Source organism: Kitasatospora sp. YST-16, from assembly GCF_026802215.1.
GTDB classification, from domain to species: Bacteria; Actinomycetota; Actinomycetes; order Streptomycetales; family Streptomycetaceae; genus Kitasatospora; species Kitasatospora cineracea.
Genome location: NZ_CP113837.1, coordinates 570,380 through 595,754 on the forward strand (window position 1 = coordinate 570,380; position 25,375 = coordinate 595,754).

Genomic DNA, 25,375 nt, shown 5'->3' on the forward strand with positions numbered 1-25,375 from the left:
GGGTCAGCCGATCGGGGCGAGGGTCATCAGGCCGCAGCCGTAGGCCTTGGCTTTGCCGAGGCCTACGGTCAGTACGGCGCGCAGGGCGTCGGGGTCGGTGACTTCGAGGCGGCCGTCGAAGGTGACGGCGGTGAGGGTGACGCGTCCGGTGGCGCCGTGCTTGGTGAAGGCGAGGTTGCGCTGCCCGTGGACGGCGAGTTGGTGTTCGTCGCCGTGTTCGGTGTGCCGGCGGTCCGCGGGTTTGGCCAGGATGCGGAAGCCGCCCGCGTCTTGGCGCTGGAGCAGCCACTGCATCTGGTGGCGGGCGGTGAGGTGGGCGGTGCGCTTGGTGGGCTCGCCGTCTTTCCTGCGGGCGTGGTGGAGGGGGTTGGCGGTGAGGCGGAAGTTCCAGGTGGTGCCCTTGTCGAGGCGTTCGAGGAAGGGCGCGTAGGCGTAGGTCTGCCAGCCGGGAGTGCCGGTGGCGGCCGCGGCGGGCCAGCCGGCCTGTTCGACGAGGTGGGTGAGGTCGGGGCGGGACGGGCTGACGACGTACAGCTGCACTTCGGCGGTGGCGTTGTGGTCGGTGCGCCACAGGACGCGCGGGCCGGGGGCGGTGGGGAGGATCTCGGGGAAGGCGGACATGACCGCGGCGTGCAGGTGCTGGGGTGAGGACAGCAGTCGGCGGGCGCCCGCGCGCGCGGTGTTGAAGCGGAAGCGGGTCAGGTACATCAGGCGCTTTCCAGGTGTGTGGTCGGGTCGTGGGCGGGCACCGGCGCGGCAGCGGGTCGTGGCCTGGCGTGGGGGTTGGGCACGGTGACGGTGGTGGTGCGGACGGTGCGCAGGCCGTGGCGGCGGTGGCGGGCGTCGAAGCTGAGCGGCTGGTCGCGCAGCACGTCGCCTTGCGCGGACGCGGCCGGGTCGCTGCCCGGCCGGATCTCGGCGAGGACGGTCAGGTCGATGCGCGCCCGGTCGCGGTGGCGCTGCTGGTGCCAGGGGGCGGCGCGCCAGGGCAGCCGGGCCAGGACGGTTTCGAGGTCGCCGTCCTGGTGGAGGGTCAGGTCGTCGGGCAGGTCGAGCGGGCGGGAGGGCGGGCAGGAGCGGCGCCCCAGGTAGGGCAGGTGGACGGGGGCCCGGACGGCCGTGTGGAGGCGTTCGACGAGCGGGGCGGGGCCTTCGAGGGCCGCGACGAAGACGGCGTCGGCGAGGTAGAAGCGTTCGGACAGCGGCATCGACTCCTCGGTGTCGAAGTGCTGGGCGCTCTGGTAGTCGCGTAGCCGGGCGCCGGGCTGGTCGATGCGGACGCCGAAGCGCAGGGCGGCGAGCTCGGCGAGAGCGGTGTCGTCGCCGCGTTCGATGCCGAGCGCGGCGGCGAGCAGTCCGATCACGCCGCTCTTGGTGGGGGCGTTCTCGGTGGTGCGCCGGGCGAAGCGCGAGGTGGCCCCCCACGACTGCAGGGGGCCGGCCAACTGCAGGGCCAGCACGCTCATCCGCGCTCCTCCAGGCGGGCGGCTACGGCGGCGCCGACGGTGGTCACCAGGGTGGAGAGCCGCGGGGTCTCCTGGCCGAGGGAGGAGAGCTTGGCGGTGGCGGGGCCCACGCGCAGGACCCAGGTCTGGGAGCTGTCGTCGCCGTAGGCCCGTTCGATCTCGGGGACGTAGTCGGCGAGGCGGGCGCAGGCGGGTTCCAGGTGGCCGCCGTCGGTGTCGGGGGTGACGGGCTTCTCGAAGGCGCCGACGAAGCTGACGGGGCGTGAGGTGCGCAGGGTGACGAGGACGGCGTCGGGGAGGGTGTGGTTGCCGAAGGTGTTGATCTTGCCGGTGGGCAGGGAGGAGACGAAGCCCTCCACGAACGCCTCGACGGCGCGGCGCACCGGGGTGGCGGGCGACTCCTGTTCGTCGAGGCCCTTGCCGAGGTTGCGCTCGAGCAGGTCGACGTCCAGGGCCGCGTACCGGTAGAGGGTGGCGGAGTTGAAGTCGACGGTGCCGATCATGCCTGCGCCCGGTTCGGCGTCGGTGTTGCGGTCGTCGACGGCGGTGAAGTAGTCGGACTCGGTCTCGCTGCGGTGCACGCCGATGGCGTGGGCGACCTGGGCGGCGGCGTCGACGTTGATGTCGGTGGAGTCGGCGACCATCCGTCCGAACAGGGCGATGTCGACCGAGTGCCGGCCGTCGGCGATCTTCTTCGCGCGGGCCTTGGCGTCCTTGTCCTTGAAGAACGCCTTGATGTCGGCGGCGCCCTCGACGGCCAGGGCCGCGAGGAGGTCTAGCTGGCGGGCGCTGAGGAACATCAGGTAGGAGGACTCCGGGGCCGGGTCGTCGCCGCCGTTCTTCTTCGCCTGCTCGACCTTGCGCTTGGGCGGCTCGATCTTCGAGCCGGTCGCGGTCTGCAGCACCTCCGCCGCGAGCGCCAGCGCCTGGGCTTCGCCGGTGTGGGGGGCGAGTTCGGTGATGCGTTCGGCGAGGAGTTCGGCGACCCGCTTGGTGCGCACCCCGAGCTCGCCCGGGTCGAGGAGGGTGTCGAAGTAGCGGCGGGTGGCGCGCTTCCATGCCTGGCTGGAGACCCGGGCACGGGTGGCGCCGCCGTACACCGCGGTCTTGGGCGCGCCGGTGTCGTCCCGGTTCAAGTTGCTGGGCGGGACGCTCTGCAGGGCGTGCACGTCGAGGATGATGCGGCTGGTCACTGGGCGCTGTCCTTGCGGTCGTCGGTGGAGGAGGAAGTGCTGCCGTCGGCTGCCGGGTCGACGTCGGCCGGGTCGGCGGGCTTGGCGCGGTGGGCGTGCAGGGAGCGGCCCCAGGAGCGCCGGACGCTGTCCGGCCCCCACGGCCGCTGCTGCCACTGGTAGAGCTGCTCGGCGAGCAGGGCGTAGTCGAGGGCGATGTCCTCGCGGCGCAGCAGCAGCACGATCTCGCGCAGGCGGGTGGCGAGGACGGGCAGCGTGGCCGCGGATCCGGCGCGCACGAAGCGCTTGCGGGTCGGCTCGTCCATGTCGCCACCGGGCATCAGGCGGCGCACGGCGGCACCGAGTTCGTCTCCGCCCGGCCGGTGCATGCGGCTGCCGCGGGACTGCTGGTGCAGGGAGTACAGGGTCGCCGCCGTGTACAGGGCCGTGTGCGCGGCGTCCTGGTGCAGTGCCGGGTCGGCGTAGAGGTGCTCGGTGTCGAGCAGGCCCCACAGGTCGGGGATGGTGGCGGTGTCCTTGCCGGCGCCGCGGCGCAGCCGGGCGAGGGCGGCGACGGCGTCGGGGCGGTCGTCCAGGTAGCCCTTCTGCAGACGGCCGATCTCGCTGCCGGCGAGGGTGCCGACCGGGCCGAGGTTGCGGTGGTGCTGTGCGGGGGCGGGTGGGGCGGTGGTCATGCGGTCGCCTCTTCGAAGTCGGGGGCGGTGCCGGTGTCCACGGAATCCGGCGCCTGGCTGGGGCCGGCGGAGGTGGGCACCGGGCTGCTGTGCAGCGGCTCGGGTTGTTGGGCAGCAGGGAAGGCCAGTGGCAGGGCGCGCTTGAGGCGGCCGCGGAACCACAGATCTGCAGAGGAGGTGTTCAGCCAGGCCTCGCCCTTCTTGGTGGTCACGATCCGCCCTTCCCAAGCCGTGTCTCCGGCCTGGGCGATGAGGTCGTCGGCGAGGCCGGAGACGATTCGGCGGGTCTGCTGCTGCCAGTCGGTGCGCAGCGCGGTGGGGTCGTCGCTGTCACGGATGGCGGTCAGCCAGAGCCGGTACGGGCCGTCGAGGGCTCCGAAGCCGGCGTCCCGCGCGCTCGCCTTGGGGGTCTCGGACTCGCTGCCCGCGGCCTTCGCAAGGTCGGACGCCAGGTCGCCCAGGGCCCGGACGGCGGAGTCCGCGTCTTCGACGGCGGTCTTCGCGGTCTCACCCAGGCGCGGATCCCGCTCGCTGAGCACGACCAGTGCGAACGCCACCGCGTCGCCGGTGATCTCGTCGATGACCGATTGCTGGGTGCCGTACACGGCGCCGAAGGTCCGCAGCCGCATCCGCCGCCCCTTCGGCAGGATCTCGTCCCCTTCCAGCCGGGCCAACCAGTGCACCAACCCCGGCCTCAGTTCCGGTGCCGGGTCCGCGGCCGGGCCCTGGAGCGGGGCCGCAGAGGCGATCAGCGAGCCCAGGCCGCGCCAGGCCGCCCGCGTCGGGTCCACCTCCCTGGGCATGTACACCAGGGGCCGGCCGAGTTTCTTCTCCTGCGCCTGGCTACGCCGCCAGCCGGTCATGGGCTCGGTGTCGAACCTGTTCTGCGGGGTGAGGGGGTCGCCGTAGGTGAGGACGACGCCGTGCACGCCGTCGTGGTCTGCGTGCAGCCGGATGCGGCGGGACTGCCAGGTGTAGAGGTCGCGGGGACCGGTGGGGCGGGAGGCCAGTTCGTCGGCCGCGCCAGGGCCGGCGGGCGGGCGCCGCCAGACGGGGAGGTCGCCGTGGACGGTGCTCCAGTGGTCGGCCGCGATCAGGTTCAGCAGCAGCGTCTCGCGCAGGTTCGTGCCTTCGGCGAGCACCGCGCCCAGGTTGCCCGCCCAGGCCGGGCCCTGGGGGTACGCCTTGCCCGCTTTGGCCCGCGGGTCGCCCTCCACGCCGGTCTTGATGCCGGAGGTGTCGTAGGCCTGAGCGTGCACGACCCAGCGGGCGGCCTCCGCGAACGTGATGCGCTCGACGCCGGGGAATCGCGCGGTGAAGAACGGGTTGCCGTTGGGCACGTCCGCCACGATCCGGTTCAGGGAGAAGACCTCGTCCTTGCCGGTCCGCAGCCCCGCGCACTGGTAGAACGGCGCGTGCGGGTGCAGGAGGTCGAAGCGGTCCCGGTGTTCTTCCAGGTAGGGCAGCACCGGGCGCAGCGCCTGCGGGTCCTCCCACAGATCGGCCCATTCCTCAATGTCGCCCGGGCCGTCCAGGGCGTCGTGGGCGATAGCCAGGAGCAGCCGGGTGAGGGCGAATTCCTGCGTGGGCAGTTCGCAGGCCAGTCGCCTGATTCTTGTCGCCTGTTCGAATACCTCGCACAGGGACAGCTCGCTCTCGCGGCCCTCACTCAGCAGAACCGGGATCCACGCCTGCCCTGTCAGGTCGAACGACTCTGGTACGTAAGGGACTTGGGCGCGGTCATGCGTCGGCATTCGACACCTCGAGTCCATTCTCACGGGTGTACATGAGTCGGAACCCTGCCAGAAGGGTCGGACAACCGGGCCGGATCGGAAGGATCAACTGCCCTGCCAGCCAAGGATTTTCCTTAACCTGCCAACTTTCGAAATAGAAACGCTCAAGTTCGGCGATAACCCGGTCGATAATGTACGGCTTGGCCAGGCGTGCCGGCAGGCGCAGCCCGCAGGCCGCCGCCGCCCTCGCCGCCCTCGGGGACGGCGCCGAACCGGTCGGCAGCGGCAGCCCTCCCCGCCCCTCCCCCGCCCAGCCCACCGTCGCGAGCGAGCCGTCCTCAAGCTCCTCCACGACGATCACCTCGAGGCTCTCCGGGCTGTCGCGCACCTGGGCCCGCCCGGCGCGCGTGTCGTCCGCGTCACCCGTGCCGCCGGCCAGCCAGCCCATCAGCGACCGGCCGTCCTTCCCCGTCTCCCGGATCCGGAAGACGTCCGCCGCCTTCGCCTTCTCCGCCCGCAACTGCTCGTGGACCAGCCGCGCCTCCTGCAGCACCGGCGCCCACTGCGCGGGCCCCACCGGCCCGTCCCCGTACGCCGCCTGCACCAGGGCGCTGATGTCCTCGGGCAGGGACAGGCTCCGCCGCTCCTCCAGGTGGGGGTGCAGCACGGCGAGCGAGCGCAGCAGCGCGTGCCGCCCGTACACCGCCTCCGATCCGCGCACCGGTGCGGGCACCGGAGCCGACCAGTCGACGCCCGTCAGCAGGCACCGCGCTTCCCGCAGCCGCACGGGCCGGCTCGGCCGCTGGTGGCGGTGCAGCCGCCCCACCCGCTGCAGCAGCAGGTCCACCGGCGCCACGTCGCTCACCAGCAGGTCGAAGTCCACGTCCAGCGACTGCTCCGCCACCTGGCTGGCCACCACGATGTGCAGCCCGGGCCGCTCGGAGCCGTCCGGGCCGAACAGCTCCAGCAGCCTGCGGTCGTTCTCGGCCCGGTCGGTGTCGATGAACCCGGCATGGGCGACAGTCACCGCTCCGGCCCCGAACCTCTTCCGCAGGATGGCGGCCGCTTCCAGCACCCGGTCGACGGTGTTGCGCACCACCAGCGCACACCCGCCCCCGTCCAGCTCGGCCTCCAACCGGCCCGCCAGCACCTCCACGTCGTCCTCGAGCCGTTCCAGCCGCACCTCGCACCCTCGGCCGGACGCCACCAGACGCCCCAGCAACGGGTCGTGCCCGGCACACACCGCGGTCAGCAGCGGATACTCCCGCGCCTGCTCCACCGCGGCGAACCGCCCCTCGCCTCCACCGGCACCCGCGTACGCCTGCGCCAGCTCCCGGCGACGCCCGGCCGGAAGCGTCGCCGACAGCACCACCACCGGTACCCCGTACGCGCCCAGCCAGCCAAGCACCCGGTCCAGGTAGGCGCTCATGTACGTGTCATACGCGTGCGCCTCGTCGATCACCACGACCTTCCCCGCCACCGCCAAGTGCCGCAGCACCAAGTGACGGGCCTTCAACCCCGCGAACAAAAGCTGGTCGATCGTCCCCACCACGAACGACGACAGCAGCCCCTTCTTGCGACCGGCCAGCCACTGGTGCGCCACCAGCTCCGCCGGCCCCGCCCCCTCCTCACCTGCCTTCGGCACCCGCTCCGCGCCGTCCACATCCACCGCCGCCACCCGCTGCCGCGAGCGGGCCCGCAACTCGGCGGCATCCCGGTTCAGCGCCGCCTTCGAATGCGCCAGCAACACCGACAGCCGCTCACCACCCTCGGCCGGCAACCGGTCCAGCCAGTCCAGCAGCCGCGGGAACATGGCGTTGCTCGTCGCCATCGTCGGCAGCGCGAAGAACACCCCGCCCGCACCGGCCCGCGCCGCCAACACCTCCGCCGCCGCCAGCGCCGCCTCCGTCTTCCCCTCCCCCATCGGCGCCTCCACGATCAACAACCCCGCCCCCGGCATCGTCCGCGCCATCTCCACCGCCGCCACCTGCACCGGCCGCACCACCGCCCCCGGCGGCAGCTCGAACCGCGATGCGAACAACACCGGGGCGTCCTCCTGCGGCACCCGCGGCCGCCACGGCCCCGGCAGGTCCAACCCCCGCCACGCCGCCGCCACCCGGCGCCCACCGTCGAACCCGGCCTCCAGCGGAAAGTACAGAAACAGGTCCGGATTGCTCGCGATCCAGTCCGCCATGATCACCAACCCGGACAGCACCACCTGCACCGTCTGCGGCAGCTTCACCCCCCGCCACCGCCCCAGCCGCCCCTCCACCCCGAACTCCACCGCGCACGCGTCCAGCAACTCCCCCTGGACCCGCCGCCACACCCCCTCGCTCCCGCCCGGCGTCCGCACCAACTCCGCACGCCCGTCCAACTCCAGGAGCGCCACCTGCTCCGGCGGCACACCGTGATGACCACCCACCACCACCGCGAACTGCCCCGTCACCCGCCCCGGCCACCCATGTCGCTCCTTCAACCACTCCTGCAGCAGCAACTGGCCCGCCAGGCCGTGCGGCGCCAGCCGCCGGTCCGCTCCCAACCCCGCCCGGTACGGCATCTCCAACCCCGCATCGCGCATCCGGTCCGCCAGAGCATCCACCTGGCACGCGAACGCCGGCGTCGCCTTCCCGACGTCGTGCACCCCCGCCAGCCACACCACCAACCGCCGCCCGTCCACCTCCCCCTCCGGCAACACCCCACCCACCAACGCCCGCACCCGCTCCGGCACCCAGCCATCCCACAACAGCCCCGCCACCGCCGCACTGTCCTGCATGTGGCACCACAACGGCAGCCACCCCTCGCCGCCCTTGTCGTGCTTCGCCCACACACTCCGCGCCACCGCCGACAACCGCGACCGCAGATCGAACCCGCCGGCCACCCGCCCACCCCATTTCGCCCTGTACGACTCCGGCAGACAGCCGCAGATGACGGGCGATCATATGGACCGACAACGACCGCACACCTCAGCCAGGACGAAAACCCGACGACCTACGGTCAGTTGGCGAAACGACGACCCGACCAGACCCACTGCCAAGCCACCCACTTCGGAACCGCACCACTCAGCCCACCCTCCGGGCTGCAAGGAACACCACACAGCCGATTCCGGGAGCACCGCCCGACCACACTGCCGCCGTTCGCCCACGAGAAGAACGCCCTGGACCTCAACCCGTTCGCCCCCTAAAAAAAAGCCGGGACCAATGGCCGAGACCCCTGCCCGATGTCATACCGCTGTGGAAGTATCCAGCCTCGCTTCACCGACCCTTGACACCTCTAGGCCGTGTCTCGTAATTGATCTTGTGGTGGGTCATTGTTCCTCTGCCCGCAGCCACAGGATCAGCGAGGCGAGGACGACACCGGCCCGGTAGCGGTTGGCCAACTTGTCGAACCTGGTGGCCACTGCCCGGAATTGCTTCAGCTTGGCGAAGCAGCGTTCGACGACGTTCCGCCCCTTGTAGGCGGTCTTGTCGAAGGCCGGCGGTCGCCCGCCGCGGCTTGCGCGGCGGGCACGGCCAGCGACCTGGTCCCGGCGTTCGGGGATGGTCGCCTTGATCCCTCGGCGCCGCAGCAGGTGGCGGATCTTGCGGGAGGAGTACGCCTTGTCGGCCACGACCCGGTCGGGTCTGGTCCGCGGTCGCCCGGCTCCGACACGTGGGACGCGGATGGCGTCGAGGACGGCGGGCAGCATCGTGCAGTCGGCCGTGTTGCCGGTACTCAGCACGATCGACAGTGGCAGGCCCCGACCGTCGACTCCCAGGTGGATCTTGGTCGTCAGCCCGCCCCGGGACCGGCCGAGCGCCTCGCGGCGCGCGACTGCTGCCGGATCATCCGATTCGTCCTCGGGCCGATCCCCTTTTTGCGGGCCCCGGCCGCGTGCTGGTGAGCCCTCGCGGCCGTGGAGTCGATCGAGACCGTCCACTCCACGGCCCCCACCGCGTCGTTGCGGACCTGGACCTCCCTCAGGAGCGCGGCCCAGGTCCCGTCCTTCTCCCACTGCGCGAAGCGCCGGTAGACGGTCTGCCACGGCCCGTAGCGCTCGGGCAGATCACGCCACGGGGCACCCGTGCGCAGCCGCCACAGCACCCCGTTCACCACCTGCCGGTGATCCCGCCAAGGGCGCCCGGCGCCGTCCCGCTGCGGCAGCAACGGCTCAATCCGAGCCCACGCGGCATCCGTTATCTCTCCACGACCCACCACAAGATCAATTATGAGACACGGCCTAGTGTCCTGAGTCCTTGATCCGTCGGATGTATCCGGCGAGGGACTCGAGGATCTGGTCGGCGGTCTTGGTCCAGATGTAGGGGCGGGGGTTGTCGTTCCAGTCGGCGACCCAGGCGCGGATGTCGCGTTCGAGGGCCTGGACGGAGCGGTGGACGCCGCGGCGGAGCTTCTTGTTCGTCAGCTCGGCGAACCACCGCTCGACCAGGTTGAGCCAGGAGGATCCGGTCGGCGTGAAGTGCAGCTGGAAACGGGGATGGGCCAGCAGCCACTTCTTGATCGTCTCGGTCTTGTGGGTGGCGTAGTTGTCCAGGATCAGGTGTACTTCCAGGCCGGCCGGGATCTCCCGGTCGAGTTTGGCGAGGAACCTCTTGAACTCGGCGGTGCGGTGGCGCCGGTGCAGGGAGCCGATGACCTTCCCGGTGACCGCGTCGAGGGCCGCGAACAACGTCGTGGTGCCTGCCCGGACGTAGTCGTGGCTGGCCCGTTCCGGGACGCCGGGCATCATCGGCAGCACCGGCTGGGAGCGGTCCAGAGCCTGGATCTGGGACTTCTCGTCGACGCAGAGCACCAGGGCGCGTTCGGGTGGATCGAGGTAGAGGCCGACCACGTCGTGGACCTTGTCGACGAAGAACGGGTCGGTGGACAGCTTGAACGACTCGGCGCGGTGCGGCTGCAGACCGAACGCCCGCCACACGCGTGAGACCGTGGACTGAGACAGGCCCACCCGTCCGGCCATCGAGCGGGTGGACCAGTGCGTGGCGTTCTTCGGTTTCGTCTCCAGCGTGAGCCGGACCAACTCGGCGACCTGCTCGTCGGTGACCGTCCGCTCGCGACCCGGGCGTGGTGCGTCGCCCAGGCCGTCCAGGCGGTCCCGCAGGAATCGCCCACGCCACTTGGAGACCGTCTCCGTGGTCACTCCGGTGGCAGCGGCCACAGATCTGGCCGATCGGGGCAGCCCGTCCGTCTCCGTCTCGCCGCAGGCCAGCACGATCCGCGCTCTCAATGCCAGCGCCTGCGGGGCTGATTGGCTCCGCACCCACGCACCGAGCACCTGCCGCTCGTGATCCGACAACACCAGTTCGGCCAGCTTCGGCCCAGGACGTCCCACGTGCTGAAAAACGACGGATCAAGGACTCAGGACACTAGAGCACCACCGAACAACAGTGGCCACCGCCGTGGCACAAGCTCCCACCACCCGCTGCAGGACCAACGGTCGCAAAGCTCCGCTCTACCCACGCCTTGAAAACCGCCGACTCGTCCAAAAGGAAGGAGAGTGACGCCATGTCCCTAATGTCCGAATCTCGGAAACTAGCGGATTTCCGTGCTCCTAACGAGTAACACCGCAGGTCAACAAGACTGCTCCCCGCCCGCGCGGGGATGGCCCCCAGTCCAAGGCCGTCGCCGTCGAGTTCCAGCGCTGCTCCCCGCCCGCGCGGGGATGGCCCCGCCGCGCACCACCGCGCTCATGTGCGCCCCGCTGCTCCCCGCCCGCGCGGGGATGGCCCCTCCAAGGGCTCCGGGCCGGCGGCGAGCAGCTGCTGCTCCCCGCCCGCGCGGGGATGGCCCCCACCGGACGGGGGTCTGGGTGATGAACGACGGCTGCTCCCCGCCCGCGCGGGGATGGCCCCTCCTCGCCGACGGCGGCCAGGACTACCGCAACCTGCTCCCCGCCCGCGCGGGGATGGCCCCCCGCGGCATGTGGTGATGGAGGAGCCGCTCGTCTGCTCCCCGCCCGCGCGGGGATGGCCCCGCGCCGGACAGGGCCAGGGCCCGCTCCTTCCACTGCTCCCCGCCCGCGCGGGGATGGCCCCCCTTCACGCTGTGACCCGTGCCAGTCGGCCTGCTGCTCCCCGCCCGCGCGGGGATGGCCCCGCACCGCGCCTGGCCCTGGCCGCGCAGCGCACCTGCTCCCTGCGTCCGCAGGGATGGTCCCGCCACCGACTTCTGATCCACCGCAGGCGCCAACTGCTCCCCACGTCCGCGGGGGCGGCCCCGATTCCGGTTTACCAGAGGCGTGGATGTGTGTTCAGAGAGCCGGTGGTGGTGTGACCTGGCAGAGGACGACGAGTTCGAGGCGTGGGACTACGTAGTAGGCGAGGAGGCCGCCTGCGACGTCGAGGTAGTGCATCGGTTCGCCGCTGCCCTGGTAGGTGGTCCCGTCCAGGTAGAGCGCTTCGGCAGCCCGGACGAGTTCGGCTGCCCGTTCCTCGACAGCAGCGAGGAAGCCGGCCGGCGCTCCAGCGGTGACGTGCTGTTTGCTGGGCAGGTACTCCCAGCTCCAGGTCATCCGTTCACCGCCGCGTAGGCGGCGCGGTAGATCTCGGCGACGGCGGTGGCGTGCTCTCTGCACTCCTGGACGGTGCCGGCGTGGTTGGCGAGGTAATTCGCCCGGTGGTAGGCCCGGGCCGTGGCCGGGTGGCGTTCGATCTCCACCACGGCGGCCCAGTGCGCGACGAATGCCCGGATCGGCTGGACGCTGCCGCTGGTGATGGCCTCGGCCATGGCCTTCGTCTGTCCGTCGATCATCTCGGGGAGGCGGTCCGCGGCAACGACGGCCAGTGCGGCTTTGAGCGCGGCCGGGTTCTGCTCGGGCCGGGGGATCAGCTCGACTCCGCCGTGCGCGGGCTGACTCATGGCGGCACTCCCTCTCTCGTCTGCTGCGAGGCTACTCGCTCCGAATGACACACTTCACGCACCCGAAAAATTCAGCCCCCGGTTGGCCCCGACCGTCGCCGACCTCGCCAGCTCCGCCGCCAAGTCCCCCTCGCTGCCGCGGCCGTGAGGCACACCGCCGGCCAGGACCACCAGGTCCGGCGAAGATTCCTACCGGTGCTCGGGGTTCTCGAAGTCGAAGCGGCAGCCCGCGTCCCACTCCGAGCGCTGGTTGCCGTGCGCCGGGATACCGCCCGCGTCCTTCAGCAGCCGGGCGAGGTGGAGCTGGTTCCAGGTCATGAAGGTGACGTTGCGGTTGGTGAAGTCGTTCTCGGGGCCGCCGGAGCCCTCGTCGAGGTAGGAGGGGCCGGGACCGGCCGGGCCCACCCAGCCCGCGTCGGCCTGCGGCGGGATCACGAAACCCAGGTGCTGGAGGCTGTACAGCACGTTCATCGCGCAGTGCTTCGCACCGTCCTCGTTGCCGGTGACCAGACAGCCCCCGACCCGGCCGTAGTAGGCGTACTGGCCGTGCTCGTTGAGGACCGACGAGCAGGAGTACAGCCGCTCGATGACGCGCTTCATGACGGAGGAGTTGTCGCCGAGCCAGACCGGCGGAACACTCTGGCACCCTAGCCGACCTGCGGCGAAGACATCCAGACCTTCATGGCCTGTCCAGGAGCGCGCGATCCGAAAGCCCCACACACAACAGCGGCACCGCCTGAACGACGCCGCCGCACAGGAAGGCGGACGCCCCAGGTCCCGCCACCTCAGAGCTTGTAACATGATCTTGCAACTGTCTTGCACCCCCGCTTTCGCACACCTGGTCGACCGAGATACTTGGGGGATGGACAGCTATCAGGGGCCAGCGATGTTGGAGTGGTGGTTAATGGGTCGACATGCCTGGGCAAGTTCGACGGGGGGTGTTGATCCGTGTCGCCAACGGCAACTGGGCCTGTGACGCGATGCTCGACCCCGAGTGTCTGTCAGATGATCATCGCGAGGTCTTCGAGCGCCTGATGGATCTCGATCCGGTCTTCACGCTGCGCTTCCATGAGGGCAGCGAGATCCTGGTCAATGCCGCGAGAGCCGGAGGCGGCGAGCGTCTGGTCCTCAAGTTCTAGGGGTCGGCCAAGCAGGCCGCCTGAGGCGCCGCCAGCAGATGACCGCGCAGGCGAGTGGGACAAGAGCTTCGTGCAGGTCGAGGCGCCGTTCCCAGCGGACGGCAAGGCGCTTGAACTGGTGGAGTAGGGCGAAGGTCTGCTCGACGACATAGTGGAGCTTGCCGAGGCCGATGATGTCGGACTCGCTGCCGCGGAGATGATGAGCAGGATCCGGTGTTTGCATAGCTCGCGGCGGGTGGAGTTGCTGTCGTACCCCTTGTCGCCGAGCAGGGCATCGGGACGTTTGCAGGGATGGCCGATCCAGTCGGCGGGATGCCGTCGACCAGGGCGAAGGCCTGAGTGACGTCGTTGACATTGGCGGAGGTGGTGATCACGCGGAACGGAATGCCGCCGCCGTCGCTGATCAGGTGGTGTTTACTGCCGGTCTTGCGGCGATGGACCGGCGACGAACCGGTGGCCTCGCCCCCTTTTTCGCGCGCACGTGGGAGGCATCCATGCAGGCGTGCGTCCAGTCGATCAGTCCGGCCGCGTTCAACTCGGCCAGGAGTATACGGTGCAGTGCCTCAAAGGTCTCGGCTTCCTGCCAACGGCCGAGCCTTCGCCAGCAGGTCCGCCCGAAGCCGAAGCCCAACTCCGGCGGCAACTGCTGCCATGCGATCCCCGCGTAGAGCATGAACAGGATTCCTTGCAGGCACAGCCCGTCGTCCACCGAACACGGACCCGGAGACCGCTCTGGCCATGTCGGCAGCAGCGGCTCGATCCTGACCCACAGCTCGTCGTCCACGATCTACGGCTTGTTGCTCACGTCATCACGAACAGACGAATCGTCACATCGATCACGCGTCACCAGCAACGATCACCAAGATCGTATTACGAGTTCTTAGCGGGTGCATTCGTGTGGTGCATGTCCTCTGGTGCATGCCCTCGAAGTCGAAAACGACCAGCTCCGCGCCGGGCAGGGCCTCAAACGGGCAGCAGTGGTTCCGCTGCACGCCGCCCTTGAGCCCAGCCCAGTAGCCCTGCCACCGTTTCCCGCCCGCAGGAACGCACCAGCGAGCGGGGCCGCACGGGTTAGTTAAACCTGGACTTCAGATAGGACTGGCCCGCCGTCGGCGGACAGGACTTGTATCAAGCTCTTCAGGCCTTGAATCTATCCCAATTTGCTCTCGGAGATTAGCCGAGAAGATGCCCTTCTGACGCGAAGCGACGGATGACTTTCCTGGAGCACGCAAATGGTCTGCATAATTTGATCAGGAACTCCGCCCACATTTCGCATCTCCATAATAGAGAGCAATGGAACTAGGATCCCTTCGTCTTGGAGCATCGACTTGATTCGATCGATGACTGCTGCCGCAAAGTATGACTGGGAGGAGGAGCAAGCCACAAGGGCACGTGCCGCATGTGCCCTTACATTCACCTCCTCATCATGACTGAGTTGCATCGCAAGTGAAACGGCCCATGGGCTGTGGGAACGTCCAGCTATTGCCGCAATTGTGTGCGCGGCCTCTTCGCGTGAAGATGAGTCTCGACTTCCCGCAAGGCTAGCAACGAGAGCAAAAAGCCGGTCTTCTTCAAGAAGCCCATGGGCGGCCAGAAATCGCAGGGCAGCAGGATACGGAACGATTTGCCTGTTATCAAAAAAATCAGTCGCCACCTGAAGCAGGTCAGCCGAAGATCGCTTAAAAGCCTCTACTACTTCAAGAGGGAGTTCGGAAGAATACTGAGCCAAACGAATGAATGCCCGACTGGTGTCGGAGCGCGTCAATCTGGTATCAATGAGAAAGTTCGTCAGGTCAGTCCACAGCTCTGTAACATCGCAGTTGACGATAAGCGCCGCCGCGATGTCGCCGGCATCGACGGAACGGAGGCTCCATGAGTTCCGTGATGCATTCAAGCGAATTTCATCCAGAGATTTCCTGACCAGCTGTGCAGATTCCCTCAAAAGTACGCCACTAGCGGGGGATCCTGAAATCACCGAATTTACCTGCCGGGCGACATCGTCCAATGACTGGATCGAATTGATTTCGCCGACTCGGGAATCCAGCTTCGCCGCTAGTACGCTTTCAATGGCGCGCATCCCGACGGAGACCCGACGCCATTCGCATTTTGTTGCAGAATCGACCTTATCCCAGTCCAGGTGAATCAGCGCACGCCCAATTCCCTTGTCCCAAAGCTCATTTTCTGCTTCAGGATGGTTTGATTGCGCAGTCCCGAGAAGGATCCTGGCCGCCGCCTCATCCAAATCTGCAGCATTGGCCAACTGGGCGACTGCCAGCCAGGCCGGCTCAAATCGAGCAAAAGCGATCTGACGGGATCCATAGGGAGGTTGGGCTCCTCCAGCGGAAATTACCTCACACGCAAGCTGAAATGCGTGAGCCGACTCGTCAGGCGAGAGCAGGTCTGCGCTCGCACGGAGGACACGCAGTTCTACCTCGCGGATCATGTGGGGCTTGGACCGGCTTCGTAGAATATTTCTTGCGTCGATTGTAATAGCGGATACTGGGCCAGCAGCCCGAAACCACTCAAGCGCAAGATCCAATTCTGATTTTGCATTTGAGTGCCTGAGCAAACGAATGGCGTCAGCGGCCTCGCGGGGGTCAATCGGACTCCGCTTGTGAAGGTCAACGAGCCTTAGAAGTGCATGCTCTTTACGTGCTTCATGTACTGATGAATTCCCTAGCAATTCTAGCCCGAGCGCAACGTTGAAGAGACTCGGCGCGCTTCTTCCGCCTAGCTCCTTAGCTCGACTCTGAAACAATACAGAGAATTCCTCGGAGACATGACGCGAGTATTCCGAAGCGCGCATCTGGTCAAGCCTAAATCCTTGGTCAGACTTAGGAGTCGTGACCACCTCTTGCCAGCTCGGAAAAGTGGGAGAGCCTTCCCCCAACTGAAGCTCGATGGGTGAAAGAGACCATGCCGACTGCCGAAGCGATAGGAGTAGCTGAGTCAGCGATTCCTGAGAATTAACTGAGGCCCCGGGGCTGAGCCTGAAACTTCCGATCCTCTTGACGTTGATCCGGTCGAGCATTCCGAGAGCCTCGGCAACACTGGATTCGTAAGGACGTCCGGAGTCCTGTCGACGCAGACTCTGCTGGAGAAGCAAGACGACACGCAGCAGCATCCCCGAGTGGGTGCGATCGTCCACCCTTTCAAGGAGGGAATCCAGCACCAGATCGCAAGTATCGTAATCGTCAAGCTCAGCAGCGGCGCAGCACGCGAGCAAGCCAAGGGCCGAGATTCTGGCCTCGTCTGAATACTTGTGAGAAATGATCTCACGTACTAGCGCATTCAGCCCGACCCTAATGCCATCAGTTGTGAGACTTAGCTCGGCATTACGTACGCCTTCATCCAGCTCGGAACTATTCCCATAATCCCGAAAATAGCGACTGCCGGAAACAATTCCCGCAAGCCTTGCCACCGACTGTGAATCATATTCGGAGTCGGTGAAGTTCGGGTGAGGGGCGATGTCGCGAGGGCGGAGAACAGCGACAATCCACGCCAGATTCATAGGAGGTCCCTCCCGGGGGTATCATAGGGGTCTGGCGGAAGATCAAGGATCTTTTCAAGCTTGGAAGAAAGCTGCGTTCTTCTCGGATCCCGGCTAATTACAGACTGCATCCAGCCGCGCATGATCTTATAGAGATCAGAGGAATCTTCAGCAACCTCGATGTAAAAAGATCCCGAAGTCTTATTTGGAATCCAGGAGCTAATCAAATCGCGAATCGAATCGGACTCTTTTCCGATAGCGCAAATGCCGACCAGAATGCTTCCGCCGCTTTTCTCCTGTGCTGCATGAGCGGCCAAAATCTCCTGGCGAACTCTTTCCGTATCGTTCAGAAATGATTCAGTGGATTGAGCGATGATCAATACATCAGGCTGGGCGCCGCCAGCATCCCTTACGTCCTGAACATAAAAGGAATCATCTGACAGCGCCTGGCGAACTTCGTTATAGACCGGTTCCCATCGACTCCCGTACAGACCCGTCCGCAACTCTGATGTAATCTGACTTGAAGAATTTGTGAGATTGGTTGCTGAACGCTTCGGGGTTTGGACATAGGCGCGAAGCTCTGTGACTTCACGGCGGACCATATGCAACCATTCGACCTGAGGATGGTCTTTCACACTTGGCTTCACTACCGACTTATGCGAGCCTTTAAGGTGGCGGCGTTGTGAAGCTGGAATTCCTACCCCTGCGCTAAATGTATTCACGACTCCATCATTCGACGCGATACATGCGTAATGTGGAATGAAGTATCTACTGCTATCAGGGGTATTTGTCGCGCGCGCCTCGATGTATGAGGAAAAGAATTCCTCAAGTTCGGCCAGCGGGCGGGACCCTCGCTTTAGCAAAGGAGACTCGCGCATGGTCAGTCGCGCCCATGCGGATCCCGCGCGCGGCGACGCAAAAAGTACAACTGCGGCAATTGGCGTAATTAGGGGGTTCCCGGGGCCCTGTAGATGCTTTTTCAGGGCTGCCTGCGTGATAATCCCCCCGAGGCTGTGCGCTACGATGTAGATACTTTCATAACCGTGCAGCTGTTTTAGTTCTGCAAACGCGGTAGAAAGTTGCGAGATGGGGGCATCCAGGTTTGACCCACCTCGAAAAATTGCCCTAAATCCGCTTGGATAATCAAGCGTTGCAATATCAACGGGATCATCGTAGGATCCGTTGAACATCATCTGCGGTTTATCTCGCCATGTTTTATAGCCGTGACCGCTCAGCCCGTGAACGAAAAGGAAGAGGTCAGGTGTAGGGCCATCGGGGCGGGTGTGCAGGTTCATGCCACCCGAGTTGAACGGTCCCACGTCGAATGTGGTCTGTCGCAGAACCGTGATCAACATTTCCCCTGCCTCTGGCTACCTCGGAGCTTACAGGCACGGCCTAACTGGCTCCACCGTTTGCTCTGCCAACAAGGCTGAACTTGACAGGGAAGCCGTCGGCCTGGTCATCCTCGGCGCAGCCACCTTCGCCGCGTGCCGCGCCGCCCGAGCTGCCGAAGTCCGCACCGACCAGCTCGTCCTTCACCGACTGCGGCAGGGCCCCATCCTCAACGAGCACGCCCTGGCCGTCGGCCTCGGCCTGCGCCCGGCCACCGTCCGGCTCAGCCTCGACCGGCTCTCCCGCAGCGGCAACGTCCCCAGACGGGAGAACCCGCGAGCGACAGGCACTGATCGCCCGACAGCGAAGGATCCGTCGAACCCGAGTGCGATCTCGCCTTCACGGACGGTCGGGTAGTGCGTCCAGTTCGGGTCGGTGATCATGGCGTCGAAGTCGGCGCGGGTGATCTCGGGCTCCAGCCACTTGTGTCCGCAGCGGCAGTGGATCCACACGTGCTGGCGGTAGTTGGTCAGCAGCCAGTCGCGCTGGACCCGGCACTTGGTGCAGTAGACCGGCCTGCCGCGCAGGTCCATTGCGCGAGGGCACTGCAGACCGCGGGTGGTTTCCGGTCCACTGGGCGGGGCCGTCTCCTATTCCAGCCGCAGCAGCGGGTCGCCGGCGATCGGCTGCGTGGCGGGCGCGGCCGGGGTGGTGGGATCTTCGGTGTTTCTGGGCACGGGCTCTCCGTTCCTGCGGTGCGGGTTCTTGCGTAACACCTGGTGGGAGTGGGCGTCGGGGGGGTCGGGTGCCGGTCAGCGGCGGGGTGCCGGGCGGTGGGGGTCGGTGGTCGGGCGGGTGGGTGTCGGGGTTGCGGGGCGAGCGGCCGTGCGGCCGGGTGCCTGCTTGGTCGGGGTGGTGCCAGCCTTCGGCTTGCCCGTGCCGTTGGGGAGGGCGGGCAGGTCGGCGAGGCGGCGGATGCGCCAGACCAGCACGGCGTCTGTGTTGCGGGCGCTCTCCAACTCTCGGCGGTCGACGGCTTCTTCGAGGAGGGCCTTCGGGTCGTGGCCGGCCTTCTCGGCTTCGGCGAGGGTGGCGGCCAGGGCGTCGAACCGCTCGGTGGTGACGACCTGGTGGCCGGTGCGGGTGTCCGGTTCGCCGAGGGCGGCCCGGATGGTGGCTTCGTGCCGGCGGCGTTCGGGTTCGGGCAGCACTTGGGCCCTCTCCCGCATCGTCCGCAGCGGGGTCGCGGCGCTCTGCCGGTAGGCGGCGCGCAGGTGTTCGGCGGCCTGGCGGGAGGCTGCGGCCTGCTGGGCGTGGCCGCGGGCGGAGTGCCAGCGGGCGGCGGCCAGGGTGAGCAGGACGAGGGTGGACAGGACCATCGCGGTGGCGCCGCCGTCCTCTCCTCGTCCAAGCGCCGTTCCGGCGTGGACTATTGCGCGGGCGGCCGAACGCAGGGCCCGGATGTCCGCCTTCTCGGCGCGGACGTGGGAGCGGGTGGCGCGCTCGAACGCGCGCGCGGCGTCACGTAGTTCGGTGCGGGTGGCGGCCGGGGAGGTCTGGGCGAGCGCGCCGACGAGCTGGGCGGCGGCTTCGTCGCCGCCCTCGTCGAGAAGGGCGGTGGCGCGCTCGGCGGTGTCGGCGGCGGCACGCCGGGTGCGGGCGGGGGCGGACCGGTCGGTACGGGACGTGCCGGTGCGGGGCGGGACGGTGTCGGCGGGTGCGTCGGTCAGGCGGCGGCGGATGCGCGGCAGGGAGAGGTCGGGGCGAGGGTGGACCCGGCGAACCAGACGGGCTCCTTGCTCGCGTTGCGGTCGCCGGGCAGGGCGACGTTGTAGCCGAGCACGTCGCCGGAGGGGGCGTGGCGGAGCTTCACCCGCAGGCCGGCCTCGCGCAGCCGGTCGAAGAACTCGGCCTCGGTGGCCGCTCCGGCGACGGCCTGGCGGACGGCTTCGCGCAGGGTTTCGCGCGGGGTCTCGGCGCGACCGGTGCGCTCGGCCTTCCAGCGCTCTTGGCTGGTGGGTTTCTTGGCGGCAGTGCCGTCGCCGGGGGCGAGTTGGCGCAGGCCGTAGTCCTGTTCGATGCGGCGGGCTTCGGCCTGGGCCTTGCGGCGGTCGAAGGAAAGGCCAGCGAGGCGGCCGTCCTGGCGCACCAGGGTGGCGGCGATGTGGATGTGGTCGTCGGCGTGGCGGACGGCGACCCAGCGGCAGGCGGTGGTGTCGCCGTCGGGGGCGATGCCGGTAGCGTGGACGATACGGCGGGCGATGTTCGCCCAGTCGGCGTCGTCGAGGTGGCGGTCGCCGGGGTCGGCGCGCACCGAGCAGTGCCAGATGGTGGTGGCGGGGGCGCGGTCGCCGATGGCCTTGACGGGTTGGTCGAGCTGGTTGGCGAGTTGGGCGACGGTGTGGTGGGGGTTGCGGCCGGGGTCGGGGGCGAAGCCGTTCCAACTGGCCACGACGTGCTGGTCGGTGTGCTCGTCCTGCCTGCCGGGTCCGAAGAGGTAGCGGATCAGGCCGTAGGTGCCGCCGGTGCCGGTGCGGATCTTGGGGATCACCGGCGGACCATCCAGGCGATGGCGTCGTCGACCGCGGCGATGGAGGCTTCAACGCGCTGCAGGAGCTGGCGGAGGTCGGCGGCCACCTGGCCTCCGGCGTTGAGGAAGTGGGCGACCTGGTTCAAGTTGTTGCCGATGCCTCCGAGTTGGCGGTTGGACTCCATGAGTTCCTGGATGCCGCGCCGGTAGTCGGCGACAGCGGCGTTCGGATCACTGCTCGCGGCGGCGGCCAGGGTCGCGGCGGCGGCGTAGCCGCCCGGGGCGAGGCTGGCCTGCCGGGCGGCATGCTGGAGGAGGGACCACTCGGGGTCACTGAAGCGGGGGCAGACGCGGTTGGTGCGCGCGACGGGCTGGCGCAGTCGGCGGCGGGTGGCGGCGCGGACGGCTTCAGCGGTCGGCTCGATCTGCTGCTCCCCCTCCTTCTTCTTCGTCGGCACCCCCGGGCCGACTCCCCGTCCGGTGGCAGGCCCCCTGGGTCTGCCACCGGACGGGGTGCTCCCGCCCCCGTGGGGGTGGGGGCGGGGTAAGGACTCCTTACCCCACAACTTGCTCCGCCAGGAGCCTGGTTGGGATCGCTTACCGCTCGCGGTGGTGTGGCCTTCGGGTCGGTGCCGGTCATCGGCGCATCTCCGTGTCGCGCTGCTCGACGTCGCGGACGAGGTCCTCGATCCAGTCGAGGGCCAGGACCGGGTGGTGGAGGGTCCAGGGCCGGGAGTGCCGGCTTCGTTGGACGGTGCGGGTGCCGTCGGTGCAGGTTTCGGCGCGGTGGAGGTGGCCATGCTGGTGCAGGACGGTCAGCCAGGCGTCCGCTTCGGTCCAGGTGGCGGGGGTGGTGCGCATGACGGTGCTCCACTTCGGTGATGCGGTGGCGGGTGGGTGACCGGCCGGGGTGACCTTCTGAGTCGGCCCCGGCCGGTCGGTGTCGATCAGCTCCGGTCGGCGTCGACGAGCTGGTTCTTGCGCTGCTGTTCGCGGAGCTGGGCCATCAGCTGGGTCAGGGTGTCGCTGGACAGCGGGATCTGCTGACCGCGGATCGCGGTCGCGACCACGGCGCGGGTCAGCTTGTTGTCCGCCTCCGCGACCGCCCGCCTGGCGATCTTCAGCAGTTCCTCGGTGTCCCGGTCAGCCGCCCGGTCAGTGACGAGCAGCGCGCTGACCGGGCTGACCGGCGAGCCGGTCACCGGGACGACCTCGGCCGGACGGTCACTGACCGGTCCGCCGCTGACCGACTGACCGCCCAGGTCAGCGGCCTCGGTCACCGCCACAGGCAGCACGCTGACCAGGCTGACCGGCGAGCCGGTCACCCGAACCGACCTCGGCTGGGCGGCCAGTGACCGCGCAGGCGGTCTGCTGACCGGATTCGAGAGCACTGGTGACCACCGGAATGGGACAGCGCGGCGGGGGCGGCGGCTGTTCAGGCGGCGCGCTGGTGGCGTCTGCGGTCGACCGGTTCGAACTCGACCCGGGTGGTCATCTCGGCGAGGCGGGAGGTGACGCGGTCGCCGAGGTACGCCTTGAGGTCCCTGATCCGCAGGTTCGTCGTGATCAGGGTCGGGAGCATCGCGTTGTACCGGCGGTTGATCAGCCGGCAGGTCTGCTCCTCGACGAACTCGCTGGTCTTGGCGGCGCCGAGGTCGTCGAGGATCAGCAGCGGCACCCGGCTGTAGGCGGCGAGCACCCGCTCGGCGTCGGTGGTGGTGCTGGGGCGGAGTTCGGCGTAGAGGTCGGCGGCGGTGGTCGCGCGCCAGCGCACGCCGAGGCCGGCTCGCACCAGGACGCGGATCGCGCCGTACGCCTGGTGGGTCTTGCCCGCGCCGGTCACCCCGGCCATCAGCAGGCTGGGGCCGGTGGCGACCTGGCGGCGCGCGCCGGTGCTCGGGGCGGTGGCCTGGGCGGCGACCTGCCGGGCCCAGGCCAGCACCAGCGGGTGGTCGGCGATGGCGTCGCGGTAGCGGGGCGGCGTCCCGGCGGACAGCGCGGCCTCCGGCGAGAACCGCTCCGGCTCGTCGCCGAGGGCGTCCACCGCGGTACGGTCGAGGCCCCGGGCGGCGAGGATCCGGGCCATCCGGTCCAGGACGGAGGTCCCGTCGGCGAGGGTCTGCGGGTCGCGGTGGTGGCGCATCACAGCTCCTCGGCATAGACGGTGGCGGCGTCGACCGGGTTGGTCCACGCCTGGTGAACAGGCAGGTTAGGGCGCAATCCCGGCCGGGCCAAACCAGCGTTCCGGGCGTTCATGGCGTCGTTGACCAGGCTCGGCAGCCGCGACGGGTGGCCCTGGATCTCGGCGAAGCGCCGCAGCCCGGCCCGGACGTGCTCAGCGTCGATGCCCTCGGCCAGCAGGCCCTTGACGGTCCTGCCGAGGTGGCCGAGCACGCCGTTCGGCGGGCGCCGCTCGCAGGCGGCGACGTACTCGCCGACGAGCTGGTTGGCCGAGACGACCTCCGGCTCGGGCGCTTGGCGCCCCGTAGGGAAAGAAGATCCAGGATCCAAGATCCTAGATCCAGGCGTCGAGGGCTCCCGGAGGCTTCGCCGAACCTTCGGAGAGGCTTCGGCAAATGCCGTCTGACCTGCACTTCTTCCAGCGGCGGGAATGGCCTCGCGGCTCTCCCCGACCGCCAGGGCCGTGGTCGTGCCGCTGCCGGTGCTGCCCTGCGGGGACGGCTTCGCGACAGGTCCGGAGAGGGGGACGAGGTGGGCGGGAGTGTTCGCCGAGGGCTCGTCGAACACTCGGGGAGCGGTCGGGGCGACCTCGGGCGCGGGGGTCGACGCCTCGGCGAGGGCGCTGCGCTGGATGCACGGACCCTTGCAGACGCCGCACCGCTCCGGCTCGCAGTGCGGGCAGGCGGGCAGCCGGGACAGCGACGGCTTGTCGATCTTCTGGTGGTTGCGCCAGGTCGGGTAGTGGAAGTACTTCCGGCCGTCGCAGCCGGTGTAGCGGCACACGGCCCCGGCGGCGGCGAGCTGCCGGAGGTGCTCCTCGACGTCGGCGCGGGTGACCTCCTCGCGCATCGGCCACACCAGGCCGTAGACGATCGCGGCGTTGTCGCGGTGACGGCCGTGGTCGTCGGCGTGGTTGGTCATGCCGAGGAAGGTGACCATCGCGGGGATGGAGACCTCAGCGAGCGTCTCGCTCACCCAGGTCTCGGGCTTGACCGATCGGATGCGCGCCATGTCAGCGGCCCCGAACGGCGGTCCGTGCACCGTGCACCTTGCCAACTGGCTGCACACCAGGGCGAAGGCGCCGGCTGCGACAGGGCGGTGCCGGGTTTTCCGTTTCCGTCATGGGTACGCGCAAGCCATACTCCGTGCTTCGTAGGAGCGCGTGCGGCGGTCTCTCGGGCATGGAAGTCCGCCGAGCGCGCGGTGGGGAATCGGCCACTTCGGAGGGCCGGTGCGGCGTCCAGGAGTTGGTGCTTCTGGACGCCGGTATCGTCTTCGGTCGGCGTGGGCAGCGGCCCATCAGCCTGCCTGCCGTGTGCGGCAGGACCAGAACCATAGGCCGCACCGCGGGCACTCATCCACCCTGTTAAGCCACCCGACCAGTCACGACGAACCTTGGCTTTCCCCTTCGCACGGTCTTCCGCTCACTGTTGAGAAGCTGTGCGCGAACGCCGCGCCGATGCGCGGCCGGAGACCACACGCGTACGCCGTCGCGTACGACCCGACCGCCCTTCCGGAGCCACCCCGTGACGTTCGAACCACCCGCTCCGCCCACCTTCGCCGACAGCACACTTCGCCAGAAGGCCGCGCGGGTCGTCACGGACGTCCTCGCCCCGGCCAACCTGGTGACCGCGCTCCTGTTGCTGATCGGCTGGCACAGCACCCGCTCCTGGTCGGGCCTCGGCTGGGGGCTGCTGGCCGCGATCTTCTGCGGCGTCATCCCGATAAGCATCATCGCGCTCGGTGTGAAACGCGGCGGTCTCACCGACAGGCACATCCGCGTCCGCCGTCAGCGACTCCTGCCGATGGTGCTCAGCCTGGTGTCGGTCGCCACCGGCATCATCCTGCTGCACACCCTCGGCGCCCCGTCTGACGTGTCCGCGCTGGTCGTCGCGATGCTCGTGGGGCTGGTCTCCACCCTCCTCGTCACCACCGGGTGGCAGATCTCCCTCCACAACAGCGTCGCTGGCGGCACCGTCATGATCCTCGCGCTCGCCCTCGGTCCCTGGCTGCTGCTCACCATGCTCGGTGCCGCGGCGATCGGCTGGTCCCGCATGGTCCTCAAGGCCCACACCCTCGCGCAGATCCTGGCCGGCACCGCCCTCGGCAGCGTCACGGCCCTGGTCTTCGGCCTCCTGCGCTGAACCGTCGGGGCGCCCTCACCCGGGGCGTCCGAAGTGGGGCCGCCCAGCAGGCCACTTCGGACGCCCCCTTTCGGATTCGGCTTCCGCGGAGGGAAGTTAACCGCTCGGCTACTCGGCGCTCAGGCCGTCCTCGCCCGGGGCGAAGTACTCACCCAGCATGTCGGTGGTCCACTGCGCCTGGTAGATCTCACCGCGGGGGCCGAAGTCGACGAACCAGGGCTTCACGTCGAGGATCGGGGTGCCGTCGACGGCGTCGAGGTCCTCCACGTGGAGGTCAAGGCCATCCACCTTGAGGAGTCGGCAGCGCGAGACGCCGAGCCAGTTCAGGCGGCGCATGTTGCGGTGGCCGAAGATGCCGACCTCGGGCCAGTCGGGGTTGTCGCGCGGGCGGCGGGCGCCGAGGTTGAGGTCGGTGGGGTCAGTGAGGTGGAAGCGGAAGACGACCTCCAGGTGGGAGAAGTCCTCCAATCCCTTGGTGGCGTCGGGGGTGAAGCGGGTGCCGTCGAGTCGGATGATCGCCCGGGTGCCGCCCCAGAAGTCGTCGGTGGGTTCGGTGCGGCCGCCCACCACGTGGCCGAGGGCCTCGACTTCGAACACCTCGCGGTCGGTCATGATCGGTTCTCCTCCTGCGGTCGGGGTGG

Annotated in this window: 21 protein-coding genes, 2 pseudogenes and 1 CRISPR repeat array; of the genes and pseudogenes, 2 read left to right on the forward strand and 21 right to left on the reverse strand. The window is 68.6% G+C overall.

Annotated elements, in window-relative coordinates; all coding sequences use genetic code 11:
- Positions 1 to 3: 3 nt before the first annotated feature.
- The 11 genes and pseudogenes from cas6e to OU787_RS02645 form a co-directional block, all read right to left on the reverse strand.
- The gene (gene cas6e, locus OU787_RS02595; RefSeq protein WP_268658395.1) at positions 4 to 708 is read right to left on the reverse strand and encodes a type I-E CRISPR-associated protein Cas6/Cse3/CasE; all 705 of its coding nucleotides are present in this window, start codon (positions 706 to 708) and stop codon (positions 4 to 6) included.
- A complete protein-coding gene (gene cas5e, locus OU787_RS02600; protein ID WP_268658396.1) occupies positions 708 to 1,466 on the reverse strand; it encodes a type I-E CRISPR-associated protein Cas5/CasD in 759 nt (252 codons plus the stop codon). The genes cas6e and cas5e overlap by 1 nt, the downstream gene beginning before the upstream one ends.
- Entirely contained in the window at positions 1,463 to 2,659 is a 1,197-nt protein-coding gene (gene cas7e / locus OU787_RS02605) for a type I-E CRISPR-associated protein Cas7/Cse4/CasC (RefSeq protein ID WP_268658397.1), read from the reverse strand. Before cas7e ends, cas5e begins: the two co-directional genes overlap by 4 nt.
- The gene (gene casB / locus OU787_RS02610) at positions 2,656 to 3,333 is read right to left on the reverse strand and encodes a type I-E CRISPR-associated protein Cse2/CasB (protein ID WP_268658398.1); all 678 of its coding nucleotides are present in this window, start codon (positions 3,331 to 3,333) and stop codon (positions 2,656 to 2,658) included. Before casB ends, cas7e begins: the two co-directional genes overlap by 4 nt.
- Positions 3,330 to 5,087: a type I-E CRISPR-associated protein Cse1/CasA gene (gene casA, locus OU787_RS02615; protein WP_268658399.1), complete on the reverse strand. Its 1,758-nt coding sequence runs from the start codon at positions 5,085 to 5,087 to the stop codon at positions 3,330 to 3,332. The genes casB and casA overlap by 4 nt, the downstream gene beginning before the upstream one ends.
- The gene (cas3, locus tag OU787_RS02620) at positions 5,074 to 7,944 is read right to left on the reverse strand and encodes a CRISPR-associated helicase Cas3' (protein WP_327059349.1); all 2,871 of its coding nucleotides are present in this window, start codon (positions 7,942 to 7,944) and stop codon (positions 5,074 to 5,076) included. The genes casA and cas3 overlap by 14 nt, the downstream gene beginning before the upstream one ends.
- Positions 7,945 to 8,370: 426 nt before the next feature.
- Positions 8,371 to 9,257 (reverse strand): IS5 family transposase gene (locus OU787_RS02625; protein ID WP_442788620.1). Its coding sequence is split into 2 segments (ribosomal slippage): positions 8,371 to 8,912 and positions 8,912 to 9,257, totalling 888 coding nucleotides; the frame shifts between segments, so codons are not numbered across the junction.
- Positions 9,258 to 9,282: 25 nt separating this feature from the next.
- On the reverse strand, positions 9,283 to 10,392 hold the full coding sequence (locus OU787_RS02630; protein WP_268658401.1) for an IS630 family transposase: 1,110 nt from the start codon (positions 10,390 to 10,392) through the stop codon (positions 9,283 to 9,285).
- A gap of 248 nt (positions 10,393 to 10,640) precedes the next feature.
- Positions 10,641 to 11,156: a CRISPR direct-repeat array (repeat unit 29 nt; unit sequence CTGCTCCCCGCCCGCGCGGGGATGGCCCC).
- A 154-nt stretch (positions 11,157 to 11,310) separates the two neighbouring features.
- Positions 11,311 to 11,571 carry a hypothetical protein gene (locus OU787_RS02635; protein WP_268658402.1) on the reverse strand — a complete coding sequence of 87 codons (261 nt, stop codon included), beginning with the start codon at positions 11,569 to 11,571 and terminating at the stop codon, positions 11,311 to 11,313.
- Positions 11,568 to 11,918 carry a hypothetical protein gene (locus tag OU787_RS02640; protein WP_268658403.1) on the reverse strand — a complete coding sequence of 117 codons (351 nt, stop codon included), beginning with the start codon at positions 11,916 to 11,918 and terminating at the stop codon, positions 11,568 to 11,570. The genes OU787_RS02635 and OU787_RS02640 overlap by 4 nt, the downstream gene beginning before the upstream one ends.
- A 189-nt stretch (positions 11,919 to 12,107) precedes the next feature.
- Positions 12,108 to 12,548 (reverse strand): annotated as a pseudogene (locus OU787_RS02645) (flavodoxin family protein); the annotation flags it as partial.
- A 308-nt stretch (positions 12,549 to 12,856) separates the two neighbouring features.
- Between OU787_RS02645 and OU787_RS02650 the strand changes: the two are divergent.
- Complete coding sequence (locus OU787_RS02650) at positions 12,857 to 13,057, forward strand: hypothetical protein (protein WP_268658404.1); 201 nt, start codon at positions 12,857 to 12,859, stop codon at positions 13,055 to 13,057.
- Between the two features lie 403 nt (positions 13,058 to 13,460).
- Here OU787_RS02650 and OU787_RS34740 read toward each other — a convergent pair whose 3' ends face one another.
- The 9 genes and pseudogenes from OU787_RS34740 to OU787_RS02695 form a co-directional block, all read right to left on the reverse strand.
- Entirely contained in the window at positions 13,461 to 13,841 is a 381-nt protein-coding gene (locus tag OU787_RS34740; RefSeq protein ID WP_442788414.1) for a transposase, read from the reverse strand.
- A gap of 366 nt (positions 13,842 to 14,207) precedes the next feature.
- Complete coding sequence (locus tag OU787_RS02660; RefSeq protein WP_268658405.1) at positions 14,208 to 16,568, reverse strand: hypothetical protein; 2,361 nt, start codon at positions 16,566 to 16,568, stop codon at positions 14,208 to 14,210.
- Positions 16,565 to 17,842, reverse strand: coding sequence for an esterase/lipase family protein (locus OU787_RS02665; protein ID WP_268658406.1), 1,278 nt, complete (start codon positions 17,840 to 17,842; stop codon positions 16,565 to 16,567). Before OU787_RS02665 ends, OU787_RS02660 begins: the two co-directional genes overlap by 4 nt.
- Positions 17,843 to 18,691: 849 nt before the next feature.
- A pseudogene (locus OU787_RS02670) lies at positions 18,692 to 20,430 on the reverse strand (relaxase/mobilization nuclease domain-containing protein).
- Positions 20,427 to 20,867, reverse strand: coding sequence for a MobC family plasmid mobilization relaxosome protein (locus OU787_RS02675; protein ID WP_268658407.1), 441 nt, complete (start codon positions 20,865 to 20,867; stop codon positions 20,427 to 20,429). The pseudogene OU787_RS02670 and the gene OU787_RS02675 overlap by 4 nt, the downstream one beginning before the upstream one ends.
- 178 nt (positions 20,868 to 21,045) lie before the next feature.
- Positions 21,046 to 21,270 (reverse strand): hypothetical protein, encoded by a 225-nt coding sequence (locus OU787_RS02680; RefSeq protein ID WP_268658408.1) that lies wholly within the window; start codon positions 21,268 to 21,270, stop codon positions 21,046 to 21,048.
- A gap of 86 nt (positions 21,271 to 21,356) precedes the next feature.
- Complete coding sequence (locus OU787_RS02685) at positions 21,357 to 21,734, reverse strand: hypothetical protein (RefSeq protein WP_268658409.1); 378 nt, start codon at positions 21,732 to 21,734, stop codon at positions 21,357 to 21,359.
- Positions 21,735 to 21,844: 110 nt separating this feature from the next.
- Positions 21,845 to 22,552: an ATP-binding protein gene (locus OU787_RS02690; RefSeq protein WP_268658410.1), complete on the reverse strand. Its 708-nt coding sequence runs from the start codon at positions 22,550 to 22,552 to the stop codon at positions 21,845 to 21,847.
- Positions 22,552 to 23,601 (reverse strand): hypothetical protein, encoded by a 1,050-nt coding sequence (locus OU787_RS02695; protein WP_268658411.1) that lies wholly within the window; start codon positions 23,599 to 23,601, stop codon positions 22,552 to 22,554. Before OU787_RS02695 ends, OU787_RS02690 begins: the two co-directional genes overlap by 1 nt.
- Positions 23,602 to 24,116: 515 nt before the next feature.
- Between OU787_RS02695 and OU787_RS02700 the strand changes: the two genes are divergently transcribed.
- A complete protein-coding gene (locus tag OU787_RS02700; protein WP_268658412.1) occupies positions 24,117 to 24,734 on the forward strand; it encodes a hypothetical protein in 618 nt (205 codons plus the stop codon).
- Positions 24,735 to 24,842: 108 nt separating this feature from the next.
- Here the strand turns inward: OU787_RS02700 and OU787_RS02705 are convergent, their stop codons facing one another.
- Positions 24,843 to 25,346: a TrmO family methyltransferase domain-containing protein gene (locus OU787_RS02705; RefSeq protein ID WP_268658413.1), complete on the reverse strand. Its 504-nt coding sequence runs from the start codon at positions 25,344 to 25,346 to the stop codon at positions 24,843 to 24,845.
- Positions 25,347 to 25,375 lie beyond the last annotated feature (29 nt).

Bases quoted from the DNA above. Each gene is read 5' to 3' on its own strand.
- OU787_RS02690 (WP_268658410.1), bottom strand. From the start codon at position 22,552: ATGCGCCACCACCGCGACCCGCAGACCCTCGCCGACGGGACCTCCGTC.
- OU787_RS02695 (WP_268658411.1), bottom strand. From the start codon at position 23,601: ATGGCGCGCATCCGATCGGTCAAGCCCGAGACCTGGGTGAGCGAGACG.
- OU787_RS02665 (WP_268658406.1), bottom strand. From the start codon at position 17,842: ATGAACCTGCACACCCGCCCCGATGGCCCTACACCTGACCTCTTCCTT.
- cas6e (WP_268658395.1), bottom strand. From the start codon at position 708: ATGTACCTGACCCGCTTCCGCTTCAACACCGCGCGCGCGGGCGCCCGC.
- OU787_RS02640 (WP_268658403.1), bottom strand. From the start codon at position 11,918: ATGAGTCAGCCCGCGCACGGCGGAGTCGAGCTGATCCCCCGGCCCGAG.
- casB (WP_268658398.1), bottom strand. From the start codon at position 3,333: ATGACCACCGCCCCACCCGCCCCCGCACAGCACCACCGCAACCTCGGC.
- OU787_RS02660 (WP_268658405.1), bottom strand. From the start codon at position 16,568: ATGAATCTGGCGTGGATTGTCGCTGTTCTCCGCCCTCGCGACATCGCC.
- OU787_RS02705 (WP_268658413.1), bottom strand. From the start codon at position 25,346: ATGACCGACCGCGAGGTGTTCGAAGTCGAGGCCCTCGGCCACGTGGTG.
- casA (WP_268658399.1), bottom strand. From the start codon at position 5,087: ATGCCGACGCATGACCGCGCCCAAGTCCCTTACGTACCAGAGTCGTTC.
- cas5e (WP_268658396.1), bottom strand. From the start codon at position 1,466: ATGAGCGTGCTGGCCCTGCAGTTGGCCGGCCCCCTGCAGTCGTGGGGG.
- OU787_RS02680 (WP_268658408.1), bottom strand. From the start codon at position 21,270: ATGCGCACCACCCCCGCCACCTGGACCGAAGCGGACGCCTGGCTGACC.
- OU787_RS02635 (WP_268658402.1), bottom strand. From the start codon at position 11,571: ATGACCTGGAGCTGGGAGTACCTGCCCAGCAAACAGCACGTCACCGCT.